21 protein-coding genes are annotated in these 21,393 nt (G+C 60.8%); 13 read left to right on the top strand and 8 right to left on the bottom strand.

Annotated features, from left to right (window positions below):
* Positions 1 to 47: 47 nt before the first annotated feature.
* From P3T25_RS22985 to P3T25_RS22965, 5 genes are all read left to right on the top strand, one after another.
* Complete coding sequence (locus P3T25_RS22985) at positions 48 to 1,031, top strand: ADP-ribosylglycohydrolase family protein (protein ID WP_429359022.1); 984 nt, start codon at positions 48 to 50, stop codon at positions 1,029 to 1,031.
* A gap of 139 nt (positions 1,032 to 1,170) precedes the next feature.
* Positions 1,171 to 1,623 carry a hypothetical protein gene (locus tag P3T25_RS22980; protein WP_429359021.1) on the top strand — a complete coding sequence of 151 codons (453 nt, stop codon included), beginning with the start codon at positions 1,171 to 1,173 and terminating at the stop codon, positions 1,621 to 1,623.
* Positions 1,624 to 2,288: 665 nt separating this feature from the next.
* The gene (locus tag P3T25_RS22975) at positions 2,289 to 3,341 is read left to right on the top strand and encodes a PIN domain-containing protein (RefSeq protein ID WP_429359020.1); all 1,053 of its coding nucleotides are present in this window, start codon (positions 2,289 to 2,291) and stop codon (positions 3,339 to 3,341) included.
* A 258-nt stretch (positions 3,342 to 3,599) separates the two neighbouring features.
* Positions 3,600 to 4,634 (top strand): hypothetical protein, encoded by a 1,035-nt coding sequence (locus tag P3T25_RS22970; protein ID WP_429359019.1) that lies wholly within the window; start codon positions 3,600 to 3,602, stop codon positions 4,632 to 4,634.
* A 273-nt stretch (positions 4,635 to 4,907) separates the two neighbouring features.
* Complete coding sequence (locus tag P3T25_RS22965) at positions 4,908 to 5,396, top strand: YbjN domain-containing protein (protein ID WP_429359018.1); 489 nt, start codon at positions 4,908 to 4,910, stop codon at positions 5,394 to 5,396.
* A 4-nt stretch (positions 5,397 to 5,400) separates the two neighbouring features.
* On the opposite strand, the gene P3T25_RS22960 is transcribed toward P3T25_RS22965, so the two are convergent.
* Both P3T25_RS22960 and moaC read right to left on the bottom strand, forming a co-directional pair.
* On the bottom strand, positions 5,401 to 6,384 hold the full coding sequence (locus P3T25_RS22960; RefSeq protein ID WP_429359017.1) for a tyrosine-type recombinase/integrase: 984 nt from the start codon (positions 6,382 to 6,384) through the stop codon (positions 5,401 to 5,403).
* Positions 6,385 to 6,523: 139 nt separating this feature from the next.
* Positions 6,524 to 7,003: a cyclic pyranopterin monophosphate synthase MoaC gene (moaC, locus tag P3T25_RS22955; protein WP_429359016.1), complete on the bottom strand. Its 480-nt coding sequence runs from the start codon at positions 7,001 to 7,003 to the stop codon at positions 6,524 to 6,526.
* Between the two features lie 134 nt (positions 7,004 to 7,137).
* Between moaC and P3T25_RS22950 the strand changes: the two genes are divergently transcribed.
* Entirely contained in the window at positions 7,138 to 8,871 is a 1,734-nt protein-coding gene (locus P3T25_RS22950) for a M48 family metalloprotease (protein WP_429359015.1), read from the top strand.
* Positions 8,872 to 8,948: 77 nt separating this feature from the next.
* Here P3T25_RS22950 and P3T25_RS22945 read toward each other — a convergent pair whose 3' ends face one another.
* The 6 genes from P3T25_RS22945 to P3T25_RS22920 form a co-directional block, all read right to left on the bottom strand.
* Entirely contained in the window at positions 8,949 to 9,521 is a 573-nt protein-coding gene (locus tag P3T25_RS22945) for a DUF2946 family protein (protein ID WP_429359014.1), read from the bottom strand.
* A complete protein-coding gene (locus P3T25_RS22940) occupies positions 9,514 to 10,653 on the bottom strand; it encodes a hydrolase (RefSeq protein ID WP_429359013.1) in 1,140 nt (379 codons plus the stop codon). The genes P3T25_RS22945 and P3T25_RS22940 overlap by 8 nt, the downstream gene beginning before the upstream one ends.
* A 66-nt stretch (positions 10,654 to 10,719) precedes the next feature.
* Complete coding sequence (locus P3T25_RS22935) at positions 10,720 to 11,166, bottom strand: nuclear transport factor 2 family protein (RefSeq protein ID WP_154558676.1); 447 nt, start codon at positions 11,164 to 11,166, stop codon at positions 10,720 to 10,722.
* A gap of 177 nt (positions 11,167 to 11,343) precedes the next feature.
* Positions 11,344 to 12,369, bottom strand: coding sequence for a lipopolysaccharide heptosyltransferase II (waaF, locus tag P3T25_RS22930; protein ID WP_154558675.1), 1,026 nt, complete (start codon positions 12,367 to 12,369; stop codon positions 11,344 to 11,346).
* 264 nt (positions 12,370 to 12,633) lie between these two features.
* Complete coding sequence (locus P3T25_RS22925; protein WP_007180502.1) at positions 12,634 to 12,828, bottom strand: zinc-finger domain-containing protein; 195 nt, start codon at positions 12,826 to 12,828, stop codon at positions 12,634 to 12,636.
* Between the two features lie 78 nt (positions 12,829 to 12,906).
* Positions 12,907 to 13,830: a branched-chain amino acid transaminase gene (locus tag P3T25_RS22920; protein WP_097390330.1), complete on the bottom strand. Its 924-nt coding sequence runs from the start codon at positions 13,828 to 13,830 to the stop codon at positions 12,907 to 12,909.
* 192 nt (positions 13,831 to 14,022) lie between these two features.
* On the opposite strand from P3T25_RS22920, the gene P3T25_RS22915 reads away from it, so the two are divergent.
* The 7 genes from P3T25_RS22915 (at position 14,023) to purE (ending at position 21,382) form a co-directional block, all read left to right on the top strand.
* Entirely contained in the window at positions 14,023 to 14,769 is a 747-nt protein-coding gene (locus P3T25_RS22915; protein WP_266261152.1) for an AzlC family ABC transporter permease, read from the top strand.
* Positions 14,766 to 15,089 (top strand): AzlD domain-containing protein, encoded by a 324-nt coding sequence (locus tag P3T25_RS22910; RefSeq protein ID WP_154558673.1) that lies wholly within the window; start codon positions 14,766 to 14,768, stop codon positions 15,087 to 15,089. The genes P3T25_RS22915 and P3T25_RS22910 overlap by 4 nt, the downstream gene beginning before the upstream one ends.
* 272 nt (positions 15,090 to 15,361) lie before the next feature.
* Complete coding sequence (locus P3T25_RS22905) at positions 15,362 to 16,555, top strand: phosphoglycerate kinase (RefSeq protein WP_266261151.1); 1,194 nt, start codon at positions 15,362 to 15,364, stop codon at positions 16,553 to 16,555.
* Between the two features lie 427 nt (positions 16,556 to 16,982).
* A complete protein-coding gene (gene pyk, locus P3T25_RS22900; protein WP_154558671.1) occupies positions 16,983 to 18,419 on the top strand; it encodes a pyruvate kinase in 1,437 nt (478 codons plus the stop codon).
* Between the two features lie 225 nt (positions 18,420 to 18,644).
* Positions 18,645 to 19,709 carry a class II fructose-bisphosphate aldolase gene (gene fba, locus P3T25_RS22895; RefSeq protein ID WP_429359012.1) on the top strand — a complete coding sequence of 355 codons (1,065 nt, stop codon included), beginning with the start codon at positions 18,645 to 18,647 and terminating at the stop codon, positions 19,707 to 19,709.
* 132 nt (positions 19,710 to 19,841) lie between these two features.
* Positions 19,842 to 20,732, top strand: coding sequence for a phosphoribosylaminoimidazolesuccinocarboxamide synthase (locus P3T25_RS22890; protein WP_028196245.1), 891 nt, complete (start codon positions 19,842 to 19,844; stop codon positions 20,730 to 20,732).
* 131 nt (positions 20,733 to 20,863) lie between these two features.
* Complete coding sequence (gene purE / locus P3T25_RS22885; RefSeq protein WP_029968172.1) at positions 20,864 to 21,382, top strand: 5-(carboxyamino)imidazole ribonucleotide mutase; 519 nt, start codon at positions 20,864 to 20,866, stop codon at positions 21,380 to 21,382.
* The last annotated feature ends 11 nt before the right edge of the window (positions 21,383 to 21,393 follow it).

Raw genomic sequence — 21,393 nt, 5'->3', positions numbered from 1 at the left:
ATCGCACCAGCCGGTGCCGTAGCTACGTTTGTTAAAGGAGAGAATCGATGGCGAATGAAACGGGGTTCATCGGGCTGCGCGGATGCACTGATGCCCGAATTGCAGGGCTGGTCGGTCTGCTTGTCGGCGATGCACTTGGCGTCGGTTTTGAATTCAAGAAGCCTGAGCAGATTCCGTCACGCGATCAGATTGAGATGCAAACTTCGTACACTTTCCGGCGCTCACATGCCGGGGTTCAGGTCGGTACATATTCCGACGATGGCGCACAGGGACTTTGCCTACTAGCCACGCTTCTCGAATGTGGGAAATTTTCGCTGACCGACTTCGCGAGCAGGCTGCTGCGATGGTACGACGACGGGTACCTTGCGGTCGATGGTGAAGTCTTCGACATTGGCATTCAAACCGCCGAAGCGTTGGACAGGTTGCGCGACGGAGTGTCGCCGCGTGAAGCTGGCGGCGCGTCAGTGATGGATAACGGTAACGGCAGTCTTATGAGAACGTTGCCTTTGGCCTTGTGGCACAAAGGAACCGATGATGCGCTGGTCCGGGATGCACACCTACAATCCCTGCCTACGCACGGCCATGCCCGGTCACTGGTCGCGTGTGCGTTTTACTGTCTCGTTGTGCGGGGGTATTTGCAGAAGCTGGCAGACCCTTGGAATTTTGCCGACCACCGCCTTGACGCCATCTACAACGACTGGTCGAACCAACAGGAGCGCAAGGCGTTTCTGGTAGAACTGGACGTGCTGAGACGGTTTCCGAAGACCGATCTGCCGCTAGGCACTGGCTATTGTCTCGACACCATCTGGTCCGCGCATGCGGCAATGCAAGAGGATTCGTTCGAGGATGTTGCGAAGACTGCCATCAGCTTTGGCAACGATACCGATACGACGGCGGCGGTGGCGTGTGGTCTGGCCGGAATCAAGTACGGCGTCGATGGAATCCCTGAGCGGTGGTTGAGACAGCTTCGGGGATTTGAAATAGTCCAACCGTTGATTGAACCGCTCCTTGCAAGGTCACCGCACAATTGATGGTCACCCCTCGCCTAAAGAAAACAGGCCATCGGTCGTAAACAGATTGACACCGACCGCTCTCCACAAAGGCTGAGGCATGAGAAGCAAACTTCTGGCCTGTACTTTAGGACTCGCATGCACGCTCCTGGCTGGCTGCATGACGACCGTTCCTCACGTTGACGCGCAACACGCTGATAGCGTCGAGACAGAACATGCGATTGCCAACAGCATTCAGCCACCGAGGATTGACGCAAACGGGTATCTGGTGACGCCATGGATACGCGTCACGATGATGCATGCGTTCTACGAGAGAGCAGCGCACCTCGGACTGAAAGTTAGTAAAAACGGAGACGGAGTGCCAGTAACCATTCGCATTACAGGTGTAAGAAGTCGATCCGACACTGCTCGAATTCTTTTCAATTTTATGGACGGGGCGGACTATCTCAGTGCCGTCGTTCAGGTGGGCGATACGAGTTTCAAGGTTGAGGAAGATACCTGGCTGTATTGGCTCTTTACGGGCTTTCGCACAATTACGGACGTCGCCGACGCGGTCGGCGAACAGGCCGCGAACGGTATAGCGCTGATGGCCGGAATGCCGATTGACGATTAGCGCATGGAACGCTGCCAAGAAGGATGCTGAAGGACCTGCGCAAGTGGCCGTGGACGATTCTCCGCACGGTATTATTGAAGGCCGCTCAGATTGGCGGATGGTGCGCAGGGGCCGCACGTGAAGGAAGGTCAGGTGCGCCGATAGCGACGCAGGTTGCGGCGGCGCGAATTTCGACGGCCCAGCATGCACAGCACCGCCTCAGCGCCCAGCACGAATGAAGTTATCAGGGCCACCGCGAACCCAAACGCGACGGTGAGCCGAACCAAAACACTAAAAAGCTCAGCCAATTACTTCTCCCGGTCGCGTCACCTTGCTCATTTGTTCATACTATTGCGTTTGCTATGCTGATACTGTCTTCCTATTGTACCGACTTGTTAAATCGGGAAAACGCTACTTAACTTAGGCGAAATCGGTAATTTTTTCGATGCGCCCGTCCTGCAAGGCTACCGAGGCGGTGTGCGATGAAAAGCGGCGTTTTATAGGCTCTTTGCGGCGGAAGGATGACGCTTTTTTGCAACAGTTCCCTGACCATATCGGTCACGCGAATCATGCTTCCATATGCTGGTTTCGGGCTGAAACCGCGATTGAACTCGACATAAAGCATGCCGCCCGCAATTCGCGGTGTCGGTCCAACTGTACGCCGTTGAAAACAACGATCTATGCCGATGTTTAACGTACTGATCGACACCAGCGTTTGGCTGGACCTTGCGGCAGACGCAAAGCAGACGCCATTGCTGGACCTATTAGAGAGTCTGCTTTCGGATGGACGGGTGATGCTGCTAGTACCACGCATCGTTGTCGATGAATTCCATAAAAATCGCGACCGGGTCGCCAAATCAAGCGCGAAAAGCCTTTCGAGTCACTTCGATCAGGTGAAGAGCGCCATTCGCAAGGCTGACGGCGATAAGCGGCAAAAGGGCCGGGTGCTGGACTACCTGTCCGACTTGGACCACCGCATCCCCATCTTGGGTGGTGCCGCCGAAAGCGTACTGGCGCGGATCGCTGCGATCCTGTCTGCGTCCACCGTCATCGAAGCAAGTGATGCGGCCAAACTTCGGGCAGCAGACCGCGCACTGCATCGAAAGGCTCCTTGCCACCATGAAAACAAGAACTCGATGGCTGACGCTGTGCTGATCGAAACGTACTTCGAGTGTGTACGGACGATGGGTGGTGCAGGGCAGCGGTTCGCATTTGTCACGCACAACAAGCACGACTTCAGTATCGTCAACGGCAATCAGAAGCTGCCACACGCAGACTTGGCTGCTTCGTTCTCGAAGATCAAGTCAATGTACTTCATCAACTTGGCCGAGTGCTTGCGACGTATCGACCCGATGCGCGTTACCTATGCAATGTGGGAGCAGGAATGGGACCAAGAGCCGAGAGGTCTTTCGGAGATGTTAGATGCTATGGACCGGCTGACGACGCAAGTCTGGTACAACCGGCACAAGTACACCGAATGGCAAATCGAAAAGGGCAAGGTCAAGATCGTCAGTCGAGAAGAATGGCAAGAGAGATGGAGCAGACGCAGGAGCAGTGCTCAAACTCACATCGTGGACGACATTTGGAAAGGTGCCTTGAAGTCTGCAAAGAAGGCAGAACTGAAACTCGGTGAAGGCAACTTTGGCCCTTGGTCCGACTTCGAATGGGGAATGATTAACGGCAAGCTGTCGGCGCTGCGATGGATGCTTGGTGAGGATTGGGATGAGTTATACACGTAACTGGACGGCGTTCGCCAGTCGTGTATAGCTGGAATTCCATTATCGCGGCGACCGAATGTTCACGGTCCACGCTGTCTCGGCTGTCGCGGCAGGTCAAACAAGAAGCGGTTGCTGAGGTTGCTTCATAACCCGGCTTCGCGCATCAGCGGGCGACCGTCACGCAGAGTGCGGCGGCGATCCGCTTTATACAGGCAATCCGATGCTGCGCACGATCACGCAGAATTCGTTAGCCGTTTAACTCGAATAAAAGGAATAACCTTGCAGCCACCAAAGGAACTCATCGAATACGCGAATCGCGTTACCTTGCACAACCCGGATTTGCAAATTGTTTCGCAGAGTGAGGATTACCCATGGTTCATCCGTGAATTCCAGCGTCAGCTACAAGTCCTTGAAGCGAGGAAGGAGTTGCTGCTTCCTAATTTGAGGGATAACAACGAATCTGTTGCGATCTTCTCAGATTATGGTGGGGAAAGCAGTGATAGCAAATATAACACATACAGTTTTTTGATTTGTGCATGGAATCAATTGGCTCTATTCCACCGTGAAATGGACAAGCTCCGGCTGGAAGCAGGGCTTAGTAATCCATTGAAGGAAATATCTTTTAAGGACTTTCGTTACGGTCCAATCAAGCGTTCGCTGGATAAGTATTTGTCAAATTTAAGCAATCTAGTGAACGGGTATCTCCTCACAGTAGTCGTCGAGAAGACTGTTGGGTCAGTATACGGAACTGACCGAAAGGCTACGCATAAGTTCATCACCAAAACTCTTGCAGAGAATGGTTTTGGTGATTGGAAGTATGATGTGGCGGAAAAGATGATGCGTATTACGCATTTTTCTGCTTACCTTGCAGCATTCCTTTCAGGTCCGGGGCAGAAAATTTTTTGGATGACGGATCACGACTCGATTGCTTCGACCGGTGAAAAGTTCCAAAGTGCTCTTTCGCTCTTCGATAGGCTCCTTCGGCATTATAGTAAGCATGAGTTTTCGTTGGTTGGTGGGGCTGTGCCATTTGAAGAAAAGTCTCCTCAATTTTTGGACCTGTTAAGTGCCCCCGACATCGTCGCGGGTTCGGTTGAACATTACCTCACCCGAGCGTATGGCGGAAACGAGGAGCCGCTTGTGAAAGAAGGCGCGGACAAGGTATTAGGCTGGCTAACGGGTCAAGGCATTGGTCTAAAACGCCATACGATGATTATCCGCACCCAAGATAATGGAATAGTCGGCGGAACCCTGAAATTTGATTTGAAAGAGACCGATCCGAACGCTATTTTTGTGCCGATACTGATGGCTTAGGAGGCGTCTCCTTTTAAGAATCTGGCAAACATCAGCGCTTTAACGACATAAAGCTGCCGGGACGCGGGTTCGCTGTCTGACACTCGGTGGTGTTCAGCGGTAGCTGGCCGACCACTCGCTGGCCGGTGCCAAAGGCGCGACCATCGAGTGCAACTGTTTCACTGGTGGAGATTGATGAGGGCCGTCCGGGACGGCACTTTGACGGGTGCCGGTCCCCGTTCAACCAAGACCGGCGTAACGCCGTGCAATGAACCCACGAACGGGAGAGCCTATTTGACTAAGACCTTCACTGAATTCGACATCACCATCGAAACCCTTGGCGCACATCTCCGCGATAGCGGCTTGGTGCCGTACAAGGTCCAGCCTGATGGAATCTCGCTGCGCACGGAGAACGGCATCGGCTATCGCATCTCTCTCGTCACGGACCGGAAGTTCATCCGGTTCAGCACGTACCTTCCGCTGAACCGGCAAGCGCCCATCGACCAGAAGCACGCGCTTTCGAAGCGGCTGAATGAAGAAGTGTTTCTGCCGGTCTTCACCGTGGACCAAGACGAAGACCTGAGCGTGGCCTACGTCCTGCCTTACGCCCACGGCCTGATCGCCGGAAACTTCGTTGCCGTCGTCAATCGGTTTGCGTCACTGCTGGAATTCATCGTCCAGACATACAACGACGACGGCTTGATCGATTTCGGCGTGCCGAGTGTGACGTCCCCCGCTGCCGACACTGGATCAGGGCCAGCCAGTGGCGAACTGGTGCACTGACGGATCAGCCTAGCTTTCGTGCCAAGTCGGCTGCGGATGGATGGTAGTACCGCTTCAACATCCCTAAGTTCTGGTGTCCCGACACCGCCGCGAGTTCAATCACATTTGGCAACTTCTGCGCCAGTCGTGTGATGGCCGTATGCCGCAGGTCGTGCCAGTGGAAGTCCTTGATGCCTGCACGTTTGCACGCCTTCCTGAAGGCAGCGTGTAGCGTGTTGCCTTTGACCGGAATTACCCAGCCGTCGATGGAGCGGGGTAGGTCGGCCAAGATGCTGACTGCCTTCCTGGATAACGGGACGGTTCGCGCTGTACCGTTCTTCGTGATCGGCAGGTATGCGGTCTGGGCTTCGAGATTGACGTTCGACCACCGCAATTCAATCAATTCGCCGCGTCTCATGGCCGTTTCCAAGCTCAGGATTGTTGCCGGAAGCAGCCATACGCTTCGCCGTCCAGTCGGGACCATTGCCGCTAGAAGGCGCGTTTCTTCGTCGGTGGTGAGCACACGATTTCGACCTTGCGGCGAAGGCGGTTTACGAACCAGAGTGATCGGGTTCGCAATGTTGATGTCCCACTCACGACGGGCGTGATTGATGATCGCCGATAGATACGCCAGTTCCCGAATCACCGTGGCTGGCTTCACCTTTTTCAGCCGTTCATCCCGATAAGCCGCAACTGCCTTTGGGGTCAACGCGGCCATGCTGAGTTTCGCGAGTTTGGTACGGCAGGTAGCGCGAAGCCGCGATATTTCGTCCGCACCGCTGCGCCTTGTGGGGCAAACGTCGGTGATGTAGTGCTCGATGATGTTTTCGAGCGTGTTCGCTTCGGCTTCACTGCGACTGACGAAACTCCCCCGATCCATCTCGGTTTCAACGGATCGCGCCCATCGTTCCGCATCGGCGCGGACGTTGAACGACTTTGTTTCAGCCGGGTATCCCGCACGGCAAACGCGTGCTTGCCACTTGTTACTTCTTTTTCGGATCGATGCCATTTCCTGTCTCCAACTTGGACAGAATTTGGACAAGATCGATTTTTCGTATGCCAGAAGTCAGATTTGTAGTGATTCTGTCAGGCCACGGCTTCGTTGCAGAATCAAGGAAGCGTCGAATTAAGACTTACGAAACAATGCCTTAACTCTCCGCCACCCAATCCCCCGATTTCCCGCCGTGCTTCTCCAGCACCTTCACATCGGTGATCGTCATGCCGCGATCCACCGCCTTGCACATGTCGTACACGGTCAGCAGTCCGACCTGCACGGCGGTTAGCGCTTCCATCTCCACGCCCGTGCGTCCCAGCGTTTCCACTTGCACCGTGCAATGCACGCCGGGCAACGTTTCATCGAGCTCGAAGTCCACTTTCACGCGGGTCAGCGCGAGCGGGTGACATAGCGGGATCAGATCGGCGGTGCGCTTCGAGCCTTGAATCGCGGCGATGCGCGCGATTCCGATCACGTCGCCTTTTTTGGCGTTGCCATCACGGATCAGCGCGAACGTCTCCGGCAGCATGCGAATCGAGCCGCGCGCGACCGCGATGCGCTTGGTCTCCTGCTTGCTGCCGACGTCCACCATATGCGCCTGGCCGGCGGCGTCGAAATGAGTCAGTTCGGGCATGGTTGGGCTCCTTCAGAGGGCGCCTATCATAGCAGCGTGATTGGGCGAGTCGAGATGATTACAATCACCGTATGCCCGCTATCTTAGTCCGAGCGGCGGGCGCCGCTTTTCGACTTCGTCATATCGAGCTCGCGATGCGTTCGAAACGGTTTCTTGCTGCGTTGTTGTCTGTCGCGCTCGCGGCACCGCCGGGCGTGTACCCGCAATCGCGTGGCGCATCGAATGCGAACACCAACACGGGCACGACCCTCGCGCTCAACATACAGCCCGCCGAACCGCCGTTGGAAAGCGGCCCGGTTGAAACTTTTGCCGACCCCGTCGTGCCGCCCGACATCGCCCAAGGCGTATTCGGCGTCTATGGCGGCGCGCAGAACCGCTTCTCCGGCAACCCAGGCGCGACCACCAACTGGCGCACCCCGATCGTCACGCAGCAACTGCCCGACCTCGGCAATGGCGGCTCCGGCTCGCTGACGCCGCAAGCCGAGCGCAAGCTCGGCGAACGCGTGATGCGCGAGTTGCGTCGCGACCCCGACTATCTCGAGGACTGGCTCGTGCGCGACTATCTGAACTCGGTCGCCGCGAAACTCTCCGCGGCGGCGAGCGCGCTCTACATTGGCGGCTATCGTCCGGACTTCGAGCTGTTCGCGGTCCGCGACACGCAAATCAACGCCTTCTCGCTGCCAGGCGGTTTTATCGGCGTGAACACCGGTTTGATCGTGACGACGCAAACCGAGTCCGAACTGGCCTCCGTGCTCGGCCACGAGATGGGGCACGTCTTGCAGCGGCACATTTCGCGGATGATCACCACCGGCGAGCGCGGCGGCTACGCCGCGCTCGCCGGCCTGTTGTTCGGCATTCTGGCGGGTGTGCTCGCGCACAGCGGCGACCTCGGCAGCGCGATTGCGATTGGCGGCCAGGCCTATGCGATCGACAACCAATTGCGTTTCTCGCGCTCCGCCGAGCATGAAGCGGACCGCGTCGGCTTTCTGCTGCTGGCCGGCGCCGGCTACGACCCCTACGCGATGACGACGTTTTTCGGCCGCCTCGATCGCGCGGCGATGAGCGACACCGGCATGTCGGCTTATGCGCGTACCCACCCGCTGACCGGCGAGCGGATCGCCGACATGGAGGACCGTGCGCGCCGCGCGCCTTACCGGCAACCGCATCAGACCTCCGAATACGGCTTCGTGCGGGCTCGGGCGCGCTTGCTGCAGGACCGCTCGCGCAGTGAATACGCGGACGAGGTTTCGCGGCTGCGCTCCGAAATCGAGGAACGTACCGCGGTGAACGTCGCAGCGAACTGGTACGGGATTGCGTATGGGCAGATGCTGCTCGAGCGTTACGATGATGCGGCGGCGTCGCTGGTTTCGTCGCGTGCAGCATTTGCCGTGGGCGAACGCGGTGAAGGCGAGCCCATGCGCAGTTCGCCGAGCCTCGACGTGCTGGCGGCCGATATCGCGCGCCGCGCCGGGCGTGATGACGAGGCGGCACGTCTGGCCGAGTTTGCGCAGAAGCGCTGGCCGCAGTCGAACGCCGCAATCGACATGCAAATCCAGACCTTGCTGACCTTGAAGCGATTCGCCGACGCGCAGGCTTTGGCCCGGAAGGAAACGCATGCACAGCCCGATCAGCCTGCCTGGTGGATGTATCTCGCGCAGGCAAGCGCCGGCAGCGGCGATGCGTTGACACAACATCGGGCGCTCGCCGAAAAATTCGCGCTCGAGGGGGCGTGGCCGTCGGCCATCCGGCAACTGAAGGAAGCGCGGGATCTGAAGACGATCGGCTACTACGATCTTGCGACCGTCGACGCCCGGTTACATGAAATGGAGAGCCGCTATAAAGAGGAGCGGCTTGACGAGAAGAGTTAGGGGTTGCGGGCTTGCGCTATCCGATCGGAACGCGAGGTATGCAAAAGAACCAGGCGATAAATAAGCAGGCAAACGACCTAGACGTGTGCCGCCGGACTATCGACAAACCCAAACCGCGCGGCAACCTCACTTCGCTGCACGCCCTGCAAGGGCAACACAACCCCATTGTTCCAGCGAAACGCCCCGCTCATCGAGTCATCGCCCAACGCTGCGTGGTCGGAAAAAACCTCGAGGTCATGATCGTGCAAAACCGCGACTCTCGGCGGCGTCGAGCCATCGACGAACAGAATCCCACCTTCATCGTCGACAAACACGGCCGTTGGCTCGAAAGCGCCGCCGGCCTGGTCCGTCAAGGAAAGCACGCCAGCGGCATCGGCTGACAACCTCACCACCCACGGCGTATAGCCCAACTCGACATACACCCGCTGCGGGCCGTTCTGGAAAAACCACTGCCCGCGTTCGTCGGCGTCGTAATTCCGGTTGATAAACCCGAGCAACGCCTCGTGCCGGATCGCCGTACCTGGCGTACCGCTGGCCTGGGCGGCCTCATCCCGCATGCGCCAGTTACCGCGCCGGTCCAACATCAACCATCCGGTGCAACTCGGCACGTTCGGCCATTTGGCCAAGGCCTGCTTGACGATGTCATCCATGATCGACGTACTGCTCCAGATAGCCGAGCACGCGCCGCGACAACCAGTCGATGCGGCCCGGAAACGGCCCGGTCATAAAGCCGGCGTGACCGCCGTGTTCGGGTTGATCGAGTTCTACCGCCGCCGACACCTCGTGCCTTGCCGGTAACGCTTCGGCCGGCAAGAACGGGTCGTTGCGCGCATTCAGCACCAGAGTCGGCACTGCGATCCCGGGCAGCAACGGTCGTGTGGTCGCGCGGCTCCAGTAGTCGTTAGTATCGCGAAAGCCGTGCAGCGGCGCTGTCACCACGTTGTCGAAGTCGTACATTGTGCGGCTCGCCAGCATGGTGTCGCGGTCGAACAGTCCCGGAAATTGCGTCAGCTTCTGCTCGGCCTTCTGCTTCAGCGTCTTCAGGAAACTGCGCGTGTAGATCATGCCGAAGCCCTGCGACAACGCACGGCCGCCGGCGTGCACGTCGATCGGCGTCGAAATCGCCGCGGCGGCCGCGAGCACCGGCGACGCATCTTCGCGCCGCTCGCCGAGCCAGCGCAACAGCACATTGCCGCCGAGCGACACGCCCGCCGCCACGATTGGCCCGCGATGCGTGGCGCGCAAGCGCCGCAGGATCCAGTCGACTTCGTTGCTGTCGGCGAGATGATAGAAACGCGGCAAGCGGTTCAATGGCCCGCTGCAGCTACGAAAGTGCGGCACCACGCCGTGCCAGCCGTACTCGCGCGCGGCCGCCATCAACGTGGCGGCGTAGTGCGACATGGAACTGCCTTCGAGGCCGTGAAACAGCACGAACAGCGGTGCGTCGTCTGCAGGAATCCTGGCGGGCGTGGCAGGGGCGAGCGCTGAGGCAGGCGTGCCGTCATGCACCACCCAATCGAGATCGATGAAATCGCCATCCGGCGTATCCCAGCGTTCGCGCCGGAACGCGATCACCGGGCGGCGCGCAAACAGCGCCGGGACAATGGTTTGCACATGCCGGTTCGGCAGCCAGAGCGGTGCGCGGTAGAGCAGCTCGACGGTGGCCTCGACAGCGGCCGTGGCGCGTGCTGCGCCGGTAGAGGCGGAGTGATGGAGCGTCGTCTCCCAATCCCCCAGGGAGACTTCGTTCGGGACGGGTGACTTCCTGCGGGGCGTGCTCATACCAGCGTCAAAGCAAAAAGGTAGAACCGGTGAAACGGGCCGAACAGGCGAAACGCCCGTCGGGCGTCAGTGCAGCGACCCCTGGCCATGCCGCATCTTGGTCGCGAACTGACTGGCGGCCTCGTTCGGCATCGGACTCGCGTGAATATGCGCAATTCGCCATTCGCCGCGCTCGTGGACCATCACGTAAGTGGTGAACACCATCGTGGGCGCCGCCTTCGGATCGGCCGGGCGGTGCGCTTCGGCAATGGCGTAGACGACGGTGCCAAGGCTGTCGTAGACGCGAATATCGAGCGGTTCAATCGAAACGGGCGAGGTTTCGAGCTGGATTTGCAAGCCGGCCCGAATGCTGTCGAGGCCGTGCAGATGGGAGCCGTCGGCGCAGATGCAACTGACGAATTCCTCATCGATCCACAGGCCCATCAAGCTGTCGATATTCACCTCGGCGATGGCCTGGTAATAGGCGTTCAGCGTATCGGCGGCGGCTTCGAAGATATGGGCAAAACGTGGCATGGCTCGTCAGTCTCTTGTGCGCGGCGCGCGGTTGCGGGGCAGCGGTCAGCGGGACAGTCCGGAGCACCGGACAATCGCACCCAAGCGCGAGGATGCCCGCGCCGCAAGGCGCGAACATGACGCGACGCGCTCAGGGCGTGCGGTGTTGCGTGCAAGTATCAGCCGAATCAGTTTGGTTCAACGTTGCGCAAGCAACATGCCGCGCAAATCGCCGAACACCTGCTCGGCACTCAACTGCTTCAGGCAGTTCAGATGCCCGAGCGGACACTCGCGCTGAAAACAGGGGCTGCATTCGAGATGAAGCCATTGTACCTTCGCGAGCTCGGACAAGGGCGGCGTGTGGCGCGGATCGGTCGAACCGTACACGGCCACCAGCGGCCGGCGCAACGCGGCGGCCACGTGCATCAGGCCGGAATCGTTGGTGACGACGGCGTTGGCCCGCGAGATCAGCGCGCAGGCCTCGCTCAGCGCGGTCTGGCCGCACAGGTTACGCACGTTCGGCGCTTTTTCGGCGATGGCCTGGGCAAGCGGCGCGTCTTTCGGCGAGCCGAGCGCGACGATCTGCGTGTAGGGGAACGACTGGCCGACGATCTGCGCGAGCGATGCGAAATGCTCGGGCGGCCATCGCTTGGCCGGACCGTACTCGGCACCCGGGCAGAACACTAGCAGCGGCACACGGGTATCCAGATTGAAGCGCGCCGAGACCCGCGACGCTTCGTTCAGATCCGCGTCGAGCCGCGGCATCGGCAGGTCGTCGGGGACCTTGGCGCCTTGCGCGTAGGCGAGGGCGGCGTAGTGGCCGACCATCGGCGGGCGTTCATCTTTGCGCGGATTCCCGTGGCGCACGTTCAGCAAGCCGTAGCGGCTCTCGCCGGTGTAGCCGATGCGCAGCGGAATGCCCGCCATCCACGGAATCAGCGCCGACTTGAGCGAATTCGGCAAGACATAGGCCGCGTCGTAGCCGACATCGCGCAAGTCGCTCGCCAGTTGCCAGCGGCGCAGCATCTGCAGCTTGCCGTGCGCGAGGTCGGTTGCGTAGACGTCGCGGATCTCGGGCATGCGTTCGAGTACGGGCGCGACCCACGAGGGTGCGACCGCGTCGATCACGATGCGCGGATGCAATTTCACGAGGCGCGCAAACAGCGGCTGCGCCATCAATGCGTCACCGATCCAGTTCGGTGCGATAACCAACGCGCGACGCATCAGAGTGGGTGTCCGGTGTCGAAACGAAGCGCCGCGCGAACCATGCGCGTGGCCTTCGATTGGGTAAAAGGGGAAAAGCCGCGAGCCTTGCGGCGCGGATCCGGCATGACTGGTCCCGCCGCGGCTGCGGCGTTGCTGCGAAGCGATTGCGTTGCCGCCACCTGCTGCAAAAGCTCAGCCGGTCCGTCACATGACGAACCAGCCAGCAGGTGCGCCAGCAAAGAGCGCCGCAAACGATCAGCGCTCAGTGCGCAGTGCTCAAGATCAGTGACCCTTGACCACTTCGCCGTCGCGCAGCTTGTAACGCGTGCTGCAGTACGGGCATTTCGCTTCGCCGTGCGTGACGTCGATAAAGACGCGCGGATGCGCGCTCCAGCGCGGCATGGCCGGGTTCGGGCAGTACGCCGGCAGATCCTTCGCCGACAATTCGACCAGCGGCATTTCCTTGATTTCGCTCATGGGGACTTTCTCGTTGTATGCAGGGTGCGTGCGTTGCGCCGGCAAAAGGCCGAGGGCCTTGGGCCGGCGCAGCGCGCGTTAGATCTTGGTGAGCCAGTGCGCGTACTTGTCGCTCTTGCCGTTCACGATATCGAAGAAGCCGGATTGCAGCTTCTCGGTGATCGGGCCGCGTGCGCCGGAGCCGATCGTGCGGTTGTCGAGCTCGCGGATCGGCGTGACTTCCGCGGCGGTGCCGGTGAAGAACGCTTCGTCGCAGGTATAGACCTCGTCGCGCGTGATGCGCTTTTCGATCACCTGGATGCCCGCGTCGCGCGCCAGCGTGATGACCGTGTCGCGCGTGATGCCGTCGAGGCACGACGCCAGGTCCGGTGTGTACAGCTTGCCGTTGTTCACGAGGAAGAAGTTCTCGCCGGAGCCTTCCGACACATAGCCGTCCACGTCCAGCAGCAGCGCTTCGTCGTAACCGTCGGCAATCGCTTCCTGGTTGGCGAGGATCGAGTTCACGTACCAGCCCGACGCCTTGGCGCGGACCATCGACACGTTCACGTGATGGCGCGTGAACGACGAGGTCTTCACGCGGATGCCCTTGGCGATACCGTCTTCGCCGAGGTAAGCGCCCCACGGCCAGGCGGCGATCGCCACGTGGATCGTGTTGCCCTTGGCCGACACGCCGAGCTTTTCCGAGCCGACCCAGATGATCGGGCGCAGATAGCAGGATTCCAGCTTGTTTTCGCGGACCACTTCGCATTGTGCCGCGGCCAGCGTTTCGTGGTCGAACGGCACGTCCATCTGGAAGATCTTGGCCGAATTCAGGAGACGCTTGGTATGTTCCTGGAGGCGGAAAATCGCCGTGCCGCCGTCAGCCGTCTTGTAGGCGCGTACGCCTTCAAAAACGCCCATGCCGTAATGCAACGTGTGGGTAAGCACGTGGATCTTGGCGTCGCGCCAGTCGATGAGCTTGCCATCCATCCAGATCTTGCCGTCGCGATCGGCCATTGACATACGATTCTCCAGCGGTGCGGTGAAAGAGCGTTATTTTAGCGTCTTTTGCACAAGGAACGGGCATTTGGCCGCATGCCGGGCGCTATAATTCGGCGCACGCATAATTCAAATCCGGATGCGCCAGCGGGTGCTTGACGACCTGGCGCCGACCTCCCTTCGTTGCGCCGCCGCTTGGCGCCCGCGTTTCGCCTCATGCTCGCTCGCTTGTCAGATACCGATCGCCGTTCCTTCCGTGAGGGCGCGCGCGACTATTCGCCCACGCTGATGGCGATCTTCTCCTGGGGTCTCGTCACCGGAATCGCAATGAGCAAGTCCGTGCTCACGCTGCCGCAGGCGCTCACCATGTCGCTGCTTTGCTACGCCGGGTCGTCGCAACTGGCCGTGCTGCCGTTGCTGGCCGCCAAGCTGCCGATCTGGACCGTGCTGCTCACCGCCGCGATGGTCAATACGCGTTTCGTGATCTTCAGCGCTGGTCTCGCGCCGCATTTTTCCTATCTGCCGATGTGGCGCCGCATCGTGCTCGGCTACTTCAACGGCGACGTGATCTATCTGCTGTTCCAGAAGAAGAGCTTCCAGACCGGTTACGTGCCGGGCAAGGAGGCGTACTTCTGGGGCATGGCGATGTGCAGTTGGTTGTCGTGGCAGGTCTCGTCGATCGTCGGCATTCTGCTGGCAAGCCTGATTCCGGATAACTGGGGCCTCGCGCTGGCGGGCACGCTGGCGCTGCTGCCCATCATGGTGTCGGCGATCGCCACGCGCTCCACGCTGGTCGCGGTCAGCATCGCCGGCCTGGTGTCTCTGCTTGCTTTCGACCTGCCGTACCGGCTCGCGCTGCCGCTCGCGGTGATTGCGGCGATTGTCGCGGGCAGCGCGGCCGATCTGATGGTCGAGCGCGCCGACTTGCGCCGCATCCGTAACAGCGCCGGAGATTCCCAATGACATCCACGCAGATCTGGCTGGCCATTATCGGCATGACCTTCGTCACCGCGGTGACACGCGCGATGTTTCTAATCGGCGGCGAGCGCACGGTTTTGCCGGAGCGCGTGCAGCGGATGCTGCGCTATGCGCCGGCTGCGGCGCTTGCCGCCGTCGTGCTGCCCGATGTGCTGGCGACGCCGGAGGGGCTCTCGTTCGCGCCCTCGAATCACGAGTTTTACGCGACGCTGTCCGGTCTGGCGTGGTTTATGTGGCGGCGCACCATGCTTGGCACGATTGTGGTGGGAATGGCCGTGTTCACGCTCTTGCGCCTCTTCATGTAATTGATTGGATCGAAAATGCTGCACCGCGACATGCGCGACGCATTCTTCAAATACGGGACATTCGCCTGGTTGCGGGTCAGAAGGCCGTGTGGATCAGTTAAAATGGCTGTTTCCGGGATAAGCGCGCCGCTGCATGGCGCGACAGCCGCGGCTTTGCCGCCGGCGCCCGACTCAGTGGAGCCGCTGCCGTGCCGAAGCGCTGGAGTTTGCCGCGCTTGAGGTCCAGCGCGTCGTCCGCCACCGCCTTCCCATCAACTCGCACATACACGCCCATGAACAAGGTATTGCGTCTCTCCGATCTGATCGCCGAAGGCAAGCTGTCCGGCAAACGCGTGTTCATCCGCGCCGATCTGAACGTGCCGCAGGACGATCAAGGCAACATCACCGAAGACACCCGCATCCGCGCTTCCGTGCCGGCGATCAAGGCCGCGCTGGACGCAGGTGCCGCCGTGATGGTCACGTCGCACCTGGGCCGCCCGATCGAAGGCGAGTTCAAGCCGGAAGATTCGCTTGCGCCGGTCGCGAAGCGCCTGGCCGAGCTGCTTGGCCGTGATGTGCCGCTGGTCGCCAACTGGGTCGAAAACGGCGTGAACGTCGCGCCGGGCCAGCTCGTGCTGCTGGAAAACTGCCGCGTCAACAAGGGCGAAAAGAAGGATTCCGACGAGCTCGCGCAGAAAATGGCGAAGCTCTGCGACGTCTACGTGAACGACGCATTCGGCACTGCGCACCGCGCCGAAGCCACCACGCACGGCATCGCCAAATACGCGCCGATCGCTTGCGCCGGCCCGCTGCTGGCGGCAGAGCTCGAAGCGCTCGGCAAGGCGCTGGGCGCGCCGAAGCGTCCGCTGGTGGCGATCGTCGCCGGCTCGAAGGTGTCCACCAAGCTGACCATTCTGAAGTCGCTGGCCGACAAGGTCGATCAGCTGATCGTCGGCGGCGGCATCGCCAATACGTTCATGCTGGCGGCCGGCCTGAAGATCGGCAAGTCGCTCGCCGAAGCCGATCTGGTCGCCGAAGCCAAGGCCATCATCGACGCAGCGAAAGCCCGCGGCGCCTCGGTGCCGATCCCGACCGACGTGGTGACGGCGAAAGAATTCTCGCCGACTGCCAAGGCTGAAGTGAAGGCTGTCGCCGATGTAGAAGACGACGACATGATCCTCGACATCGGACCGGAAACCGCCAAGGTGCTCGCCGCACAACTGGAAAAAGCCGGCACGATCGTGTGGAACGGTCCGGTCGGCGTGTTCGAATTCGATCAGTTCGGCAACGGTACGAAGACGCTGGCTGACGCGATCGCCAAATCGTCGGCGTTCTCGATTGCAGGCGGCGGCGATACGCTCGCGGCGATTGCCAAGTACGGCATCCACGACAAGGTCAGCTACATTTCGACGGGCGGCGGCGCCTTCCTCGAGTTCCTCGAGGGCAAGACACTACCCGCTGTCGCAGTTCTGGAATCGCGGGCTTAACGTGGTGACGCGCTCCCCCTCAGCGAAGTCTGCAAAAGCGCGCGGCGGCAAGCCGCGCAACACCGCAGCAGCAACGGCAGGGGAGCGCGAAGCGCGCTCCGCCGCCACAACGGCCGTGGCTGAAGCCGCGGCCCCGCAGCAGCAGGAATCCGAGTTGTCCCTCGCGCTCGCGGAGTTGACCACTGCCAGCGAGGCAGCGGAATTGTCCACCGGACAAGCCGCCCCCTCGCCCGCAGAACTCCCGGACGACGAGATTACGCTCGCACCCCCTCCGGCGCCCCCCGTGCCGGTATCGAACACCGCTTCACCCCATAAAGCGACGCTGGTTTCAACCGGCGCGCAGCCCCCAGCAGCACCCTTCGGTGCGCAGCCTCCGCATCCGACTCGCAGCGCTCATTCCAGCGATCCCACCCAGACGAGGAGACTCATGCATCGCGCCACCAAGATTGTCGCTACCATCGGACCGGCTTCCAGTACGCCGGAAATCCTGCTGCAAATGATTCGGGCAGGGGCCGACGTGGTGCGGCTCAATTTCTCGCACGGCACCGCCGACGACCACCGCCAGCGCGCCGAATTCGTGCGCGAGGCGGCCCGCCAGGCCGGCCGCGAAGTCGGCATCATGGCCGACCTGCAAGGTCCGAAGATTCGCGTCGGCAAATTCGAAAACGGCAAGACCACGCTGGTCCCCGGCAACCCCTTCGTCCTCGACGCCGAATGTGAACTCGGCAACGACGATCGCGTCGGCCTCGACTACAAAGACCTGCCGCGCGACCTGAAACCGGGCGACGTGCTGTTGCTCAACGACGGCCTGATCGTGCTGGACGTCGTGCGCGTGCTCGGCAGCGAGATCCACACCACCGTGAAGGTCGGCGGCGAGCTGTCGAACAACAAGGGCATCAATCGTCAGGGCGGTGGCCTGACGGCGCCGGCTCTGACGGCCAAAGACATGGAAGACATCCGCACGGCCATGTCGCTTGGCGTGGATTACGTCGCGGTATCGTTCCCCAAGAACGCCACCGACATGGAAATGGCCCGCCAGCTCGCGAATATTGCGGGTGCGCCCTACGGCATCAAGCCGAAGATGATCGCGAAGATCGAGCGGGCGGAAGCGATTCCGGCACTGCAAGGCATTCTCGACGCATCGGACGGCATCATGGTTGCGCGCGGCGACCTGGCCGTGGAAGTGGGCAATGCCGCAGTTCCCGCGCTGCAAAAGCGCATGATTCGTATGGCCCGCGAATCGAACAAGTTCGTGATCACTGCGACCCAGATGATGGAATCGATGATCTACGCGCCGGTGCCGACCCGCGCCGAAGTGTCGGACGTCGCCAACGCGGTGCTGGACGGCACGGACGCGGTGATGCTGTCGGCCGAATCCGCAGCGGGCAAGTACCCGGTGCAGACCATCGAGACGATGGCCGCGATCTGCCTCGAAGCTGAGAAGTCGGAGCAGTCGGAGTTGGACAAGGATTTCCTCGACCGCACGTTCACGCGCATCGACCAGTCCATCGCGATGGGCGCGCTGTTTACGGCGTACCACCTGGGCGCGAAGGCGATCGTCGCGTTGACCGAATCGGGTTCGACCGCGCTGTGGATGTCACGGCACTGGACGCACGTGCCGATTTTCGCGCTCACGCCGCGGGTCGGCAGCGAACGGGCGATGGCGATCTACCGCAACGTCACGTCGCTGCATCTGGATACCAGCACCGATCGCGACACCGCGTTGCAGCAGGCGCTGGAAACCGTGGTCAGCAAGGGCTACGCGTCGCACGGCGACATGGTGGTGCTGACCGTCGGCGAGCCGATGGGCCAGGCTGGCGGCACGAATACGCTGAAGATCGTGCGCGTTGGCGAGCCGTATTGATTCGGTGTAGACCGAAGACTGCTCGATCGGCACTGGCTTGATTGAGTGAAGCAGGCTGTCATGCCCCGCGAGAGGCGGCGCACAGACTCCAATCGCGCGTGCGGTAAAGGTCCGCAGGTGACGCGCTTTAGGGAATGTGTGAACGGGTATGCAGCTTGCTTCGCGATAAAATCGCCCTAAAAGATGCCGACGGCACAGAATTCGTTTCAATCTAAGGAGTTAAGCATGCCTCTCGTATCAATGCGTCAACTGCTGGACCATGCCGCCGAAAACGGTTATGGCATTCCGGCATTCAACGTGAACAACCTGGAGCAGGTGCAGGCGATCATGGCGGCGGCCGACAAGGTCAATGCCCCGGTCATCATGCAGGCGTCGGCCGGCGCGCGTAAGTACGCGGGCGAGCCGTTCCTGCGCCACCTGATCGAAGCAGCGGTCGAGTCGTACCCGCATATTCCGGTTGTGATGCACCAGGATCACGGCCAGTCGCCGGCGGTCTGTATGGCGGCGATCCGCAGCGGTTTCACCAGCGTGATGATGGACGGTTCGCTCGAAGCCGACGGCAAGACGGTCGCTTCGTACGAATACAATGTCGAAGTCTCGCGCAAGGTGGTTGAAGCGGCGCATTCGATCGGCATCACGGTGGAAGCGGAACTGGGCGTGCTCGGTTCGCTGGAAACCATGAAGGGCGACAAGGAAGACGGCCACGGCGCGGAAGGCACGATGACCCGCGAGCAACTGCTGACCGATCCGGAGCAGGCTGCCGACTTCGTCAAGCTGACGCAATGCGACGCGCTGGCGATCGCGATCGGTACGTCGCACGGCGCGTACAAGTTCAGCAAGAAGCCCACGGGCGACATCCTGTCGATCCAGCGCATCAAGGAAATTCACCTGCGCATTCCGAATACGCACCTGGTGATGCACGGTTCGTCGTCGGTGCCGCAGGAACTGCTCGCGGAAATCCGCGAATTCGGCGGCGACATGAAGGAAACCTACGGCGTGCCGGTTTCAGAGATTCAGGAAGGTATCAGGAACGGTGTGCGCAAGGTCAATATCGACACCGACCTGCGTCTGGCGATCACTGGTGCGATCCGCCGCTACATGGCGACCAATCCGGGCAAGTTCGATCCGCGCGACTACCTGAAGCCGGCGCGCGAAGCCGCGATGAAGATCTGTCTCGAGCGCTTTACGCAATTCGGCTGCGAAGGCCAGGCCGGCAAGATCAAACCGGTTTCGCTTGATAAAATCGCGGAGAAGTACAAATCGGGCGAGCTCGCGCAAGTCGTCCGCTAAGCTATAAGCAGGCTCTACATCTGGCTGATTGGCCAGGTTGTCGTTCGATCGCCGTTCCCGCATCATCCGGGGAACGGCGTTTCCCTTTTGTTCCGGTCACACTTTTTGCCCCACTTTTAGCGAACCACGACGATGTCTACCCTTTACGAATCCACGCTCCACTCGCTGCCGCTGCTCGGCCGCGGTAAAGTCCGCGACAACTATGCGGTGGGCAACGACCAGTTGCTGATCGTCACGACCGACCGTCTGTCGGCGTTCGACGTCATCATGGGCGAGCCGATTCCGAATAAGGGCCGCGTGCTCAACGAAATGGCGAACTTCTGGTTCGAGAAACTGAAGCATGTGGTGCCGAATCACCTCACGGGCGTGGCGCCCGAATCCGTGGTGGCGGCTGACGAAGTCGAGCAGGTCAAGGGCCGTGCGGTAGTGGTGAAGCGCCTCGAGCCGATCCTCGTCGAAGCGGTGGTGCGCGGCTATCTGGCCGGCAGCGGCTGGAAAGACTACCAGGCAACCGGGTCGGTGTGCGGCGTGGAACTGCCGCCGGGCCTGCAGAACGCACAAAAGCTGCCTGAGCCGATTTTCACGCCGGCAGCCAAGGCCGAAATGGGCCACCACGACGAGAACATCACTTACAACGAGATGGAACGCCGCATCGGCACCGAACTGTCGGCCACGATCCGCGACATCTCGATCAAGCTGTACAAGGAAGCCGCTGACTATGCTGCAACGCGCGGCATCATCATCGCGGATACGAAGTTCGAATTCGGTCTGGATAACCACGGCCAACTGTATCTGATGGACGAGGCGCTGACTGCCGATTCGTCGCGCTTCTGGCCGGCTGATCAGTATCAGGTCGGCACCAACCCGCCGTCGTTCGACAAGCAGTTCGTGCGCGACTGGCTCGAAACCCAACCGTGGAAGAAAGAGCCGCCCGCACCGAAGCTGCCGGACGACGTGGTCACGAAAACGGGCGAGAAGTACCAGGAAGCGCTCGAACGCCTGACCGGACACAAGCTCGCTTAAGTACGCTTACCTGGTTATATCTGCACTGCGTGAGAAAACGCCGGGCCGCCCCAAGTTTGCTCACCCCCCTCGGGGGGCCTGGCGCGAAGCGACAGGTCGGGGGCGCTCTCAAGAAACAAGGAAGCCGTACCATGAGTGAAGCTCAAACTGCCCATACGCATGGCGCGCCGGTTGTCGGCGTGCTGATGGGTTCCAGTTCCGACTGGGAAGTGATGAAGAACGCCGTCGCGATTCTGCAAGAATTCGGCGTGCCGTATGAGGCCAAAGTCGTGTCCGCGCACCGCATGCCCGACGAGATGTTTGCGTATGCCGAGAGCGCGCGCGAGCGCGGCATTCGCGCGATCATCGCGGGTGCGGGCGGCGCGGCGCATCTGCCGGGCATGCTGGCCGCCAAGACCACGGTGCCGGTGCTCGGCGTGCCGGTGGCGAGCAAGTATCTGAAGGGCGTCGATTCGTTGCATTCGATCGTGCAGATGCCCAAAGGCGTGCCGGTCGCCACGTTTGCAATCGGCGAAGCGGGCGCGGCGAATGCGGCGTTGTTCGCGGTGTCGATTCTGAGCGGCACGAGCGCCGAGTATGCGGAAAAGCTGGCGGCGTTCCGCGTGCGCCAGAACGAAGCGGCCCACGCAATGGTGCTGCCGGCGCTGTAAGCGCCAAGGCT

The organism is Paraburkholderia sp. GAS32, from assembly GCF_050434225.1.
In the GTDB taxonomy this organism is placed as follows: Bacteria; Pseudomonadota; Gammaproteobacteria; order Burkholderiales; family Burkholderiaceae; genus Paraburkholderia; species Paraburkholderia madseniana.
This window is presented reverse-complemented; position numbering and strand designations above follow the sequence as displayed.

Bases quoted from the DNA above. Each gene is read 5' to 3' on its own strand.
- P3T25_RS22985 (WP_429359022.1), top strand. From the start codon at position 48: ATGGCGAATGAAACGGGGTTCATCGGGCTGCGCGGATGCACTGATGCC.
- P3T25_RS22980 (WP_429359021.1), top strand. From the start codon at position 1,171: ATGACGACCGTTCCTCACGTTGACGCGCAACACGCTGATAGCGTCGAG.
- P3T25_RS22975 (WP_429359020.1), top strand. From the start codon at position 2,289: ATGTTTAACGTACTGATCGACACCAGCGTTTGGCTGGACCTTGCGGCA.
- P3T25_RS22960 (WP_429359017.1), bottom strand. From the start codon at position 6,384: ATGGCATCGATCCGAAAAAGAAGTAACAAGTGGCAAGCACGCGTTTGC.
- moaC (WP_429359016.1), bottom strand. From the start codon at position 7,003: ATGCCCGAACTGACTCATTTCGACGCCGCCGGCCAGGCGCATATGGTG.
- P3T25_RS22950 (WP_429359015.1), top strand. From the start codon at position 7,138: ATGCGTTCGAAACGGTTTCTTGCTGCGTTGTTGTCTGTCGCGCTCGCG.
- P3T25_RS22945 (WP_429359014.1), bottom strand. From the start codon at position 9,521: ATGGATGACATCGTCAAGCAGGCCTTGGCCAAATGGCCGAACGTGCCG.
- P3T25_RS22940 (WP_429359013.1), bottom strand. From the start codon at position 10,653: ATGAGCACGCCCCGCAGGAAGTCACCCGTCCCGAACGAAGTCTCCCTG.
- P3T25_RS22935 (WP_154558676.1), bottom strand. From the start codon at position 11,166: ATGCCACGTTTTGCCCATATCTTCGAAGCCGCCGCCGATACGCTGAAC.
- waaF (WP_154558675.1), bottom strand. From the start codon at position 12,369: ATGCGTCGCGCGTTGGTTATCGCACCGAACTGGATCGGTGACGCATTG.
- P3T25_RS22925 (WP_007180502.1), bottom strand. From the start codon at position 12,828: ATGAGCGAAATCAAGGAAATGCCGCTGGTCGAATTGTCGGCGAAGGAT.
- P3T25_RS22920 (WP_097390330.1), bottom strand. From the start codon at position 13,830: ATGTCAATGGCCGATCGCGACGGCAAGATCTGGATGGATGGCAAGCTC.
- P3T25_RS22915 (WP_266261152.1), top strand. From the start codon at position 14,023: ATGCTCGCTCGCTTGTCAGATACCGATCGCCGTTCCTTCCGTGAGGGC.
- P3T25_RS22910 (WP_154558673.1), top strand. From the start codon at position 14,766: ATGACATCCACGCAGATCTGGCTGGCCATTATCGGCATGACCTTCGTC.
- P3T25_RS22905 (WP_266261151.1), top strand. From the start codon at position 15,362: ATGAACAAGGTATTGCGTCTCTCCGATCTGATCGCCGAAGGCAAGCTG.
- pyk (WP_154558671.1), top strand. From the start codon at position 16,983: ATGCATCGCGCCACCAAGATTGTCGCTACCATCGGACCGGCTTCCAGT.
- fba (WP_429359012.1), top strand. From the start codon at position 18,645: ATGCCTCTCGTATCAATGCGTCAACTGCTGGACCATGCCGCCGAAAAC.
- P3T25_RS22890 (WP_028196245.1), top strand. From the start codon at position 19,842: ATGTCTACCCTTTACGAATCCACGCTCCACTCGCTGCCGCTGCTCGGC.
- purE (WP_029968172.1), top strand. From the start codon at position 20,864: ATGAGTGAAGCTCAAACTGCCCATACGCATGGCGCGCCGGTTGTCGGC.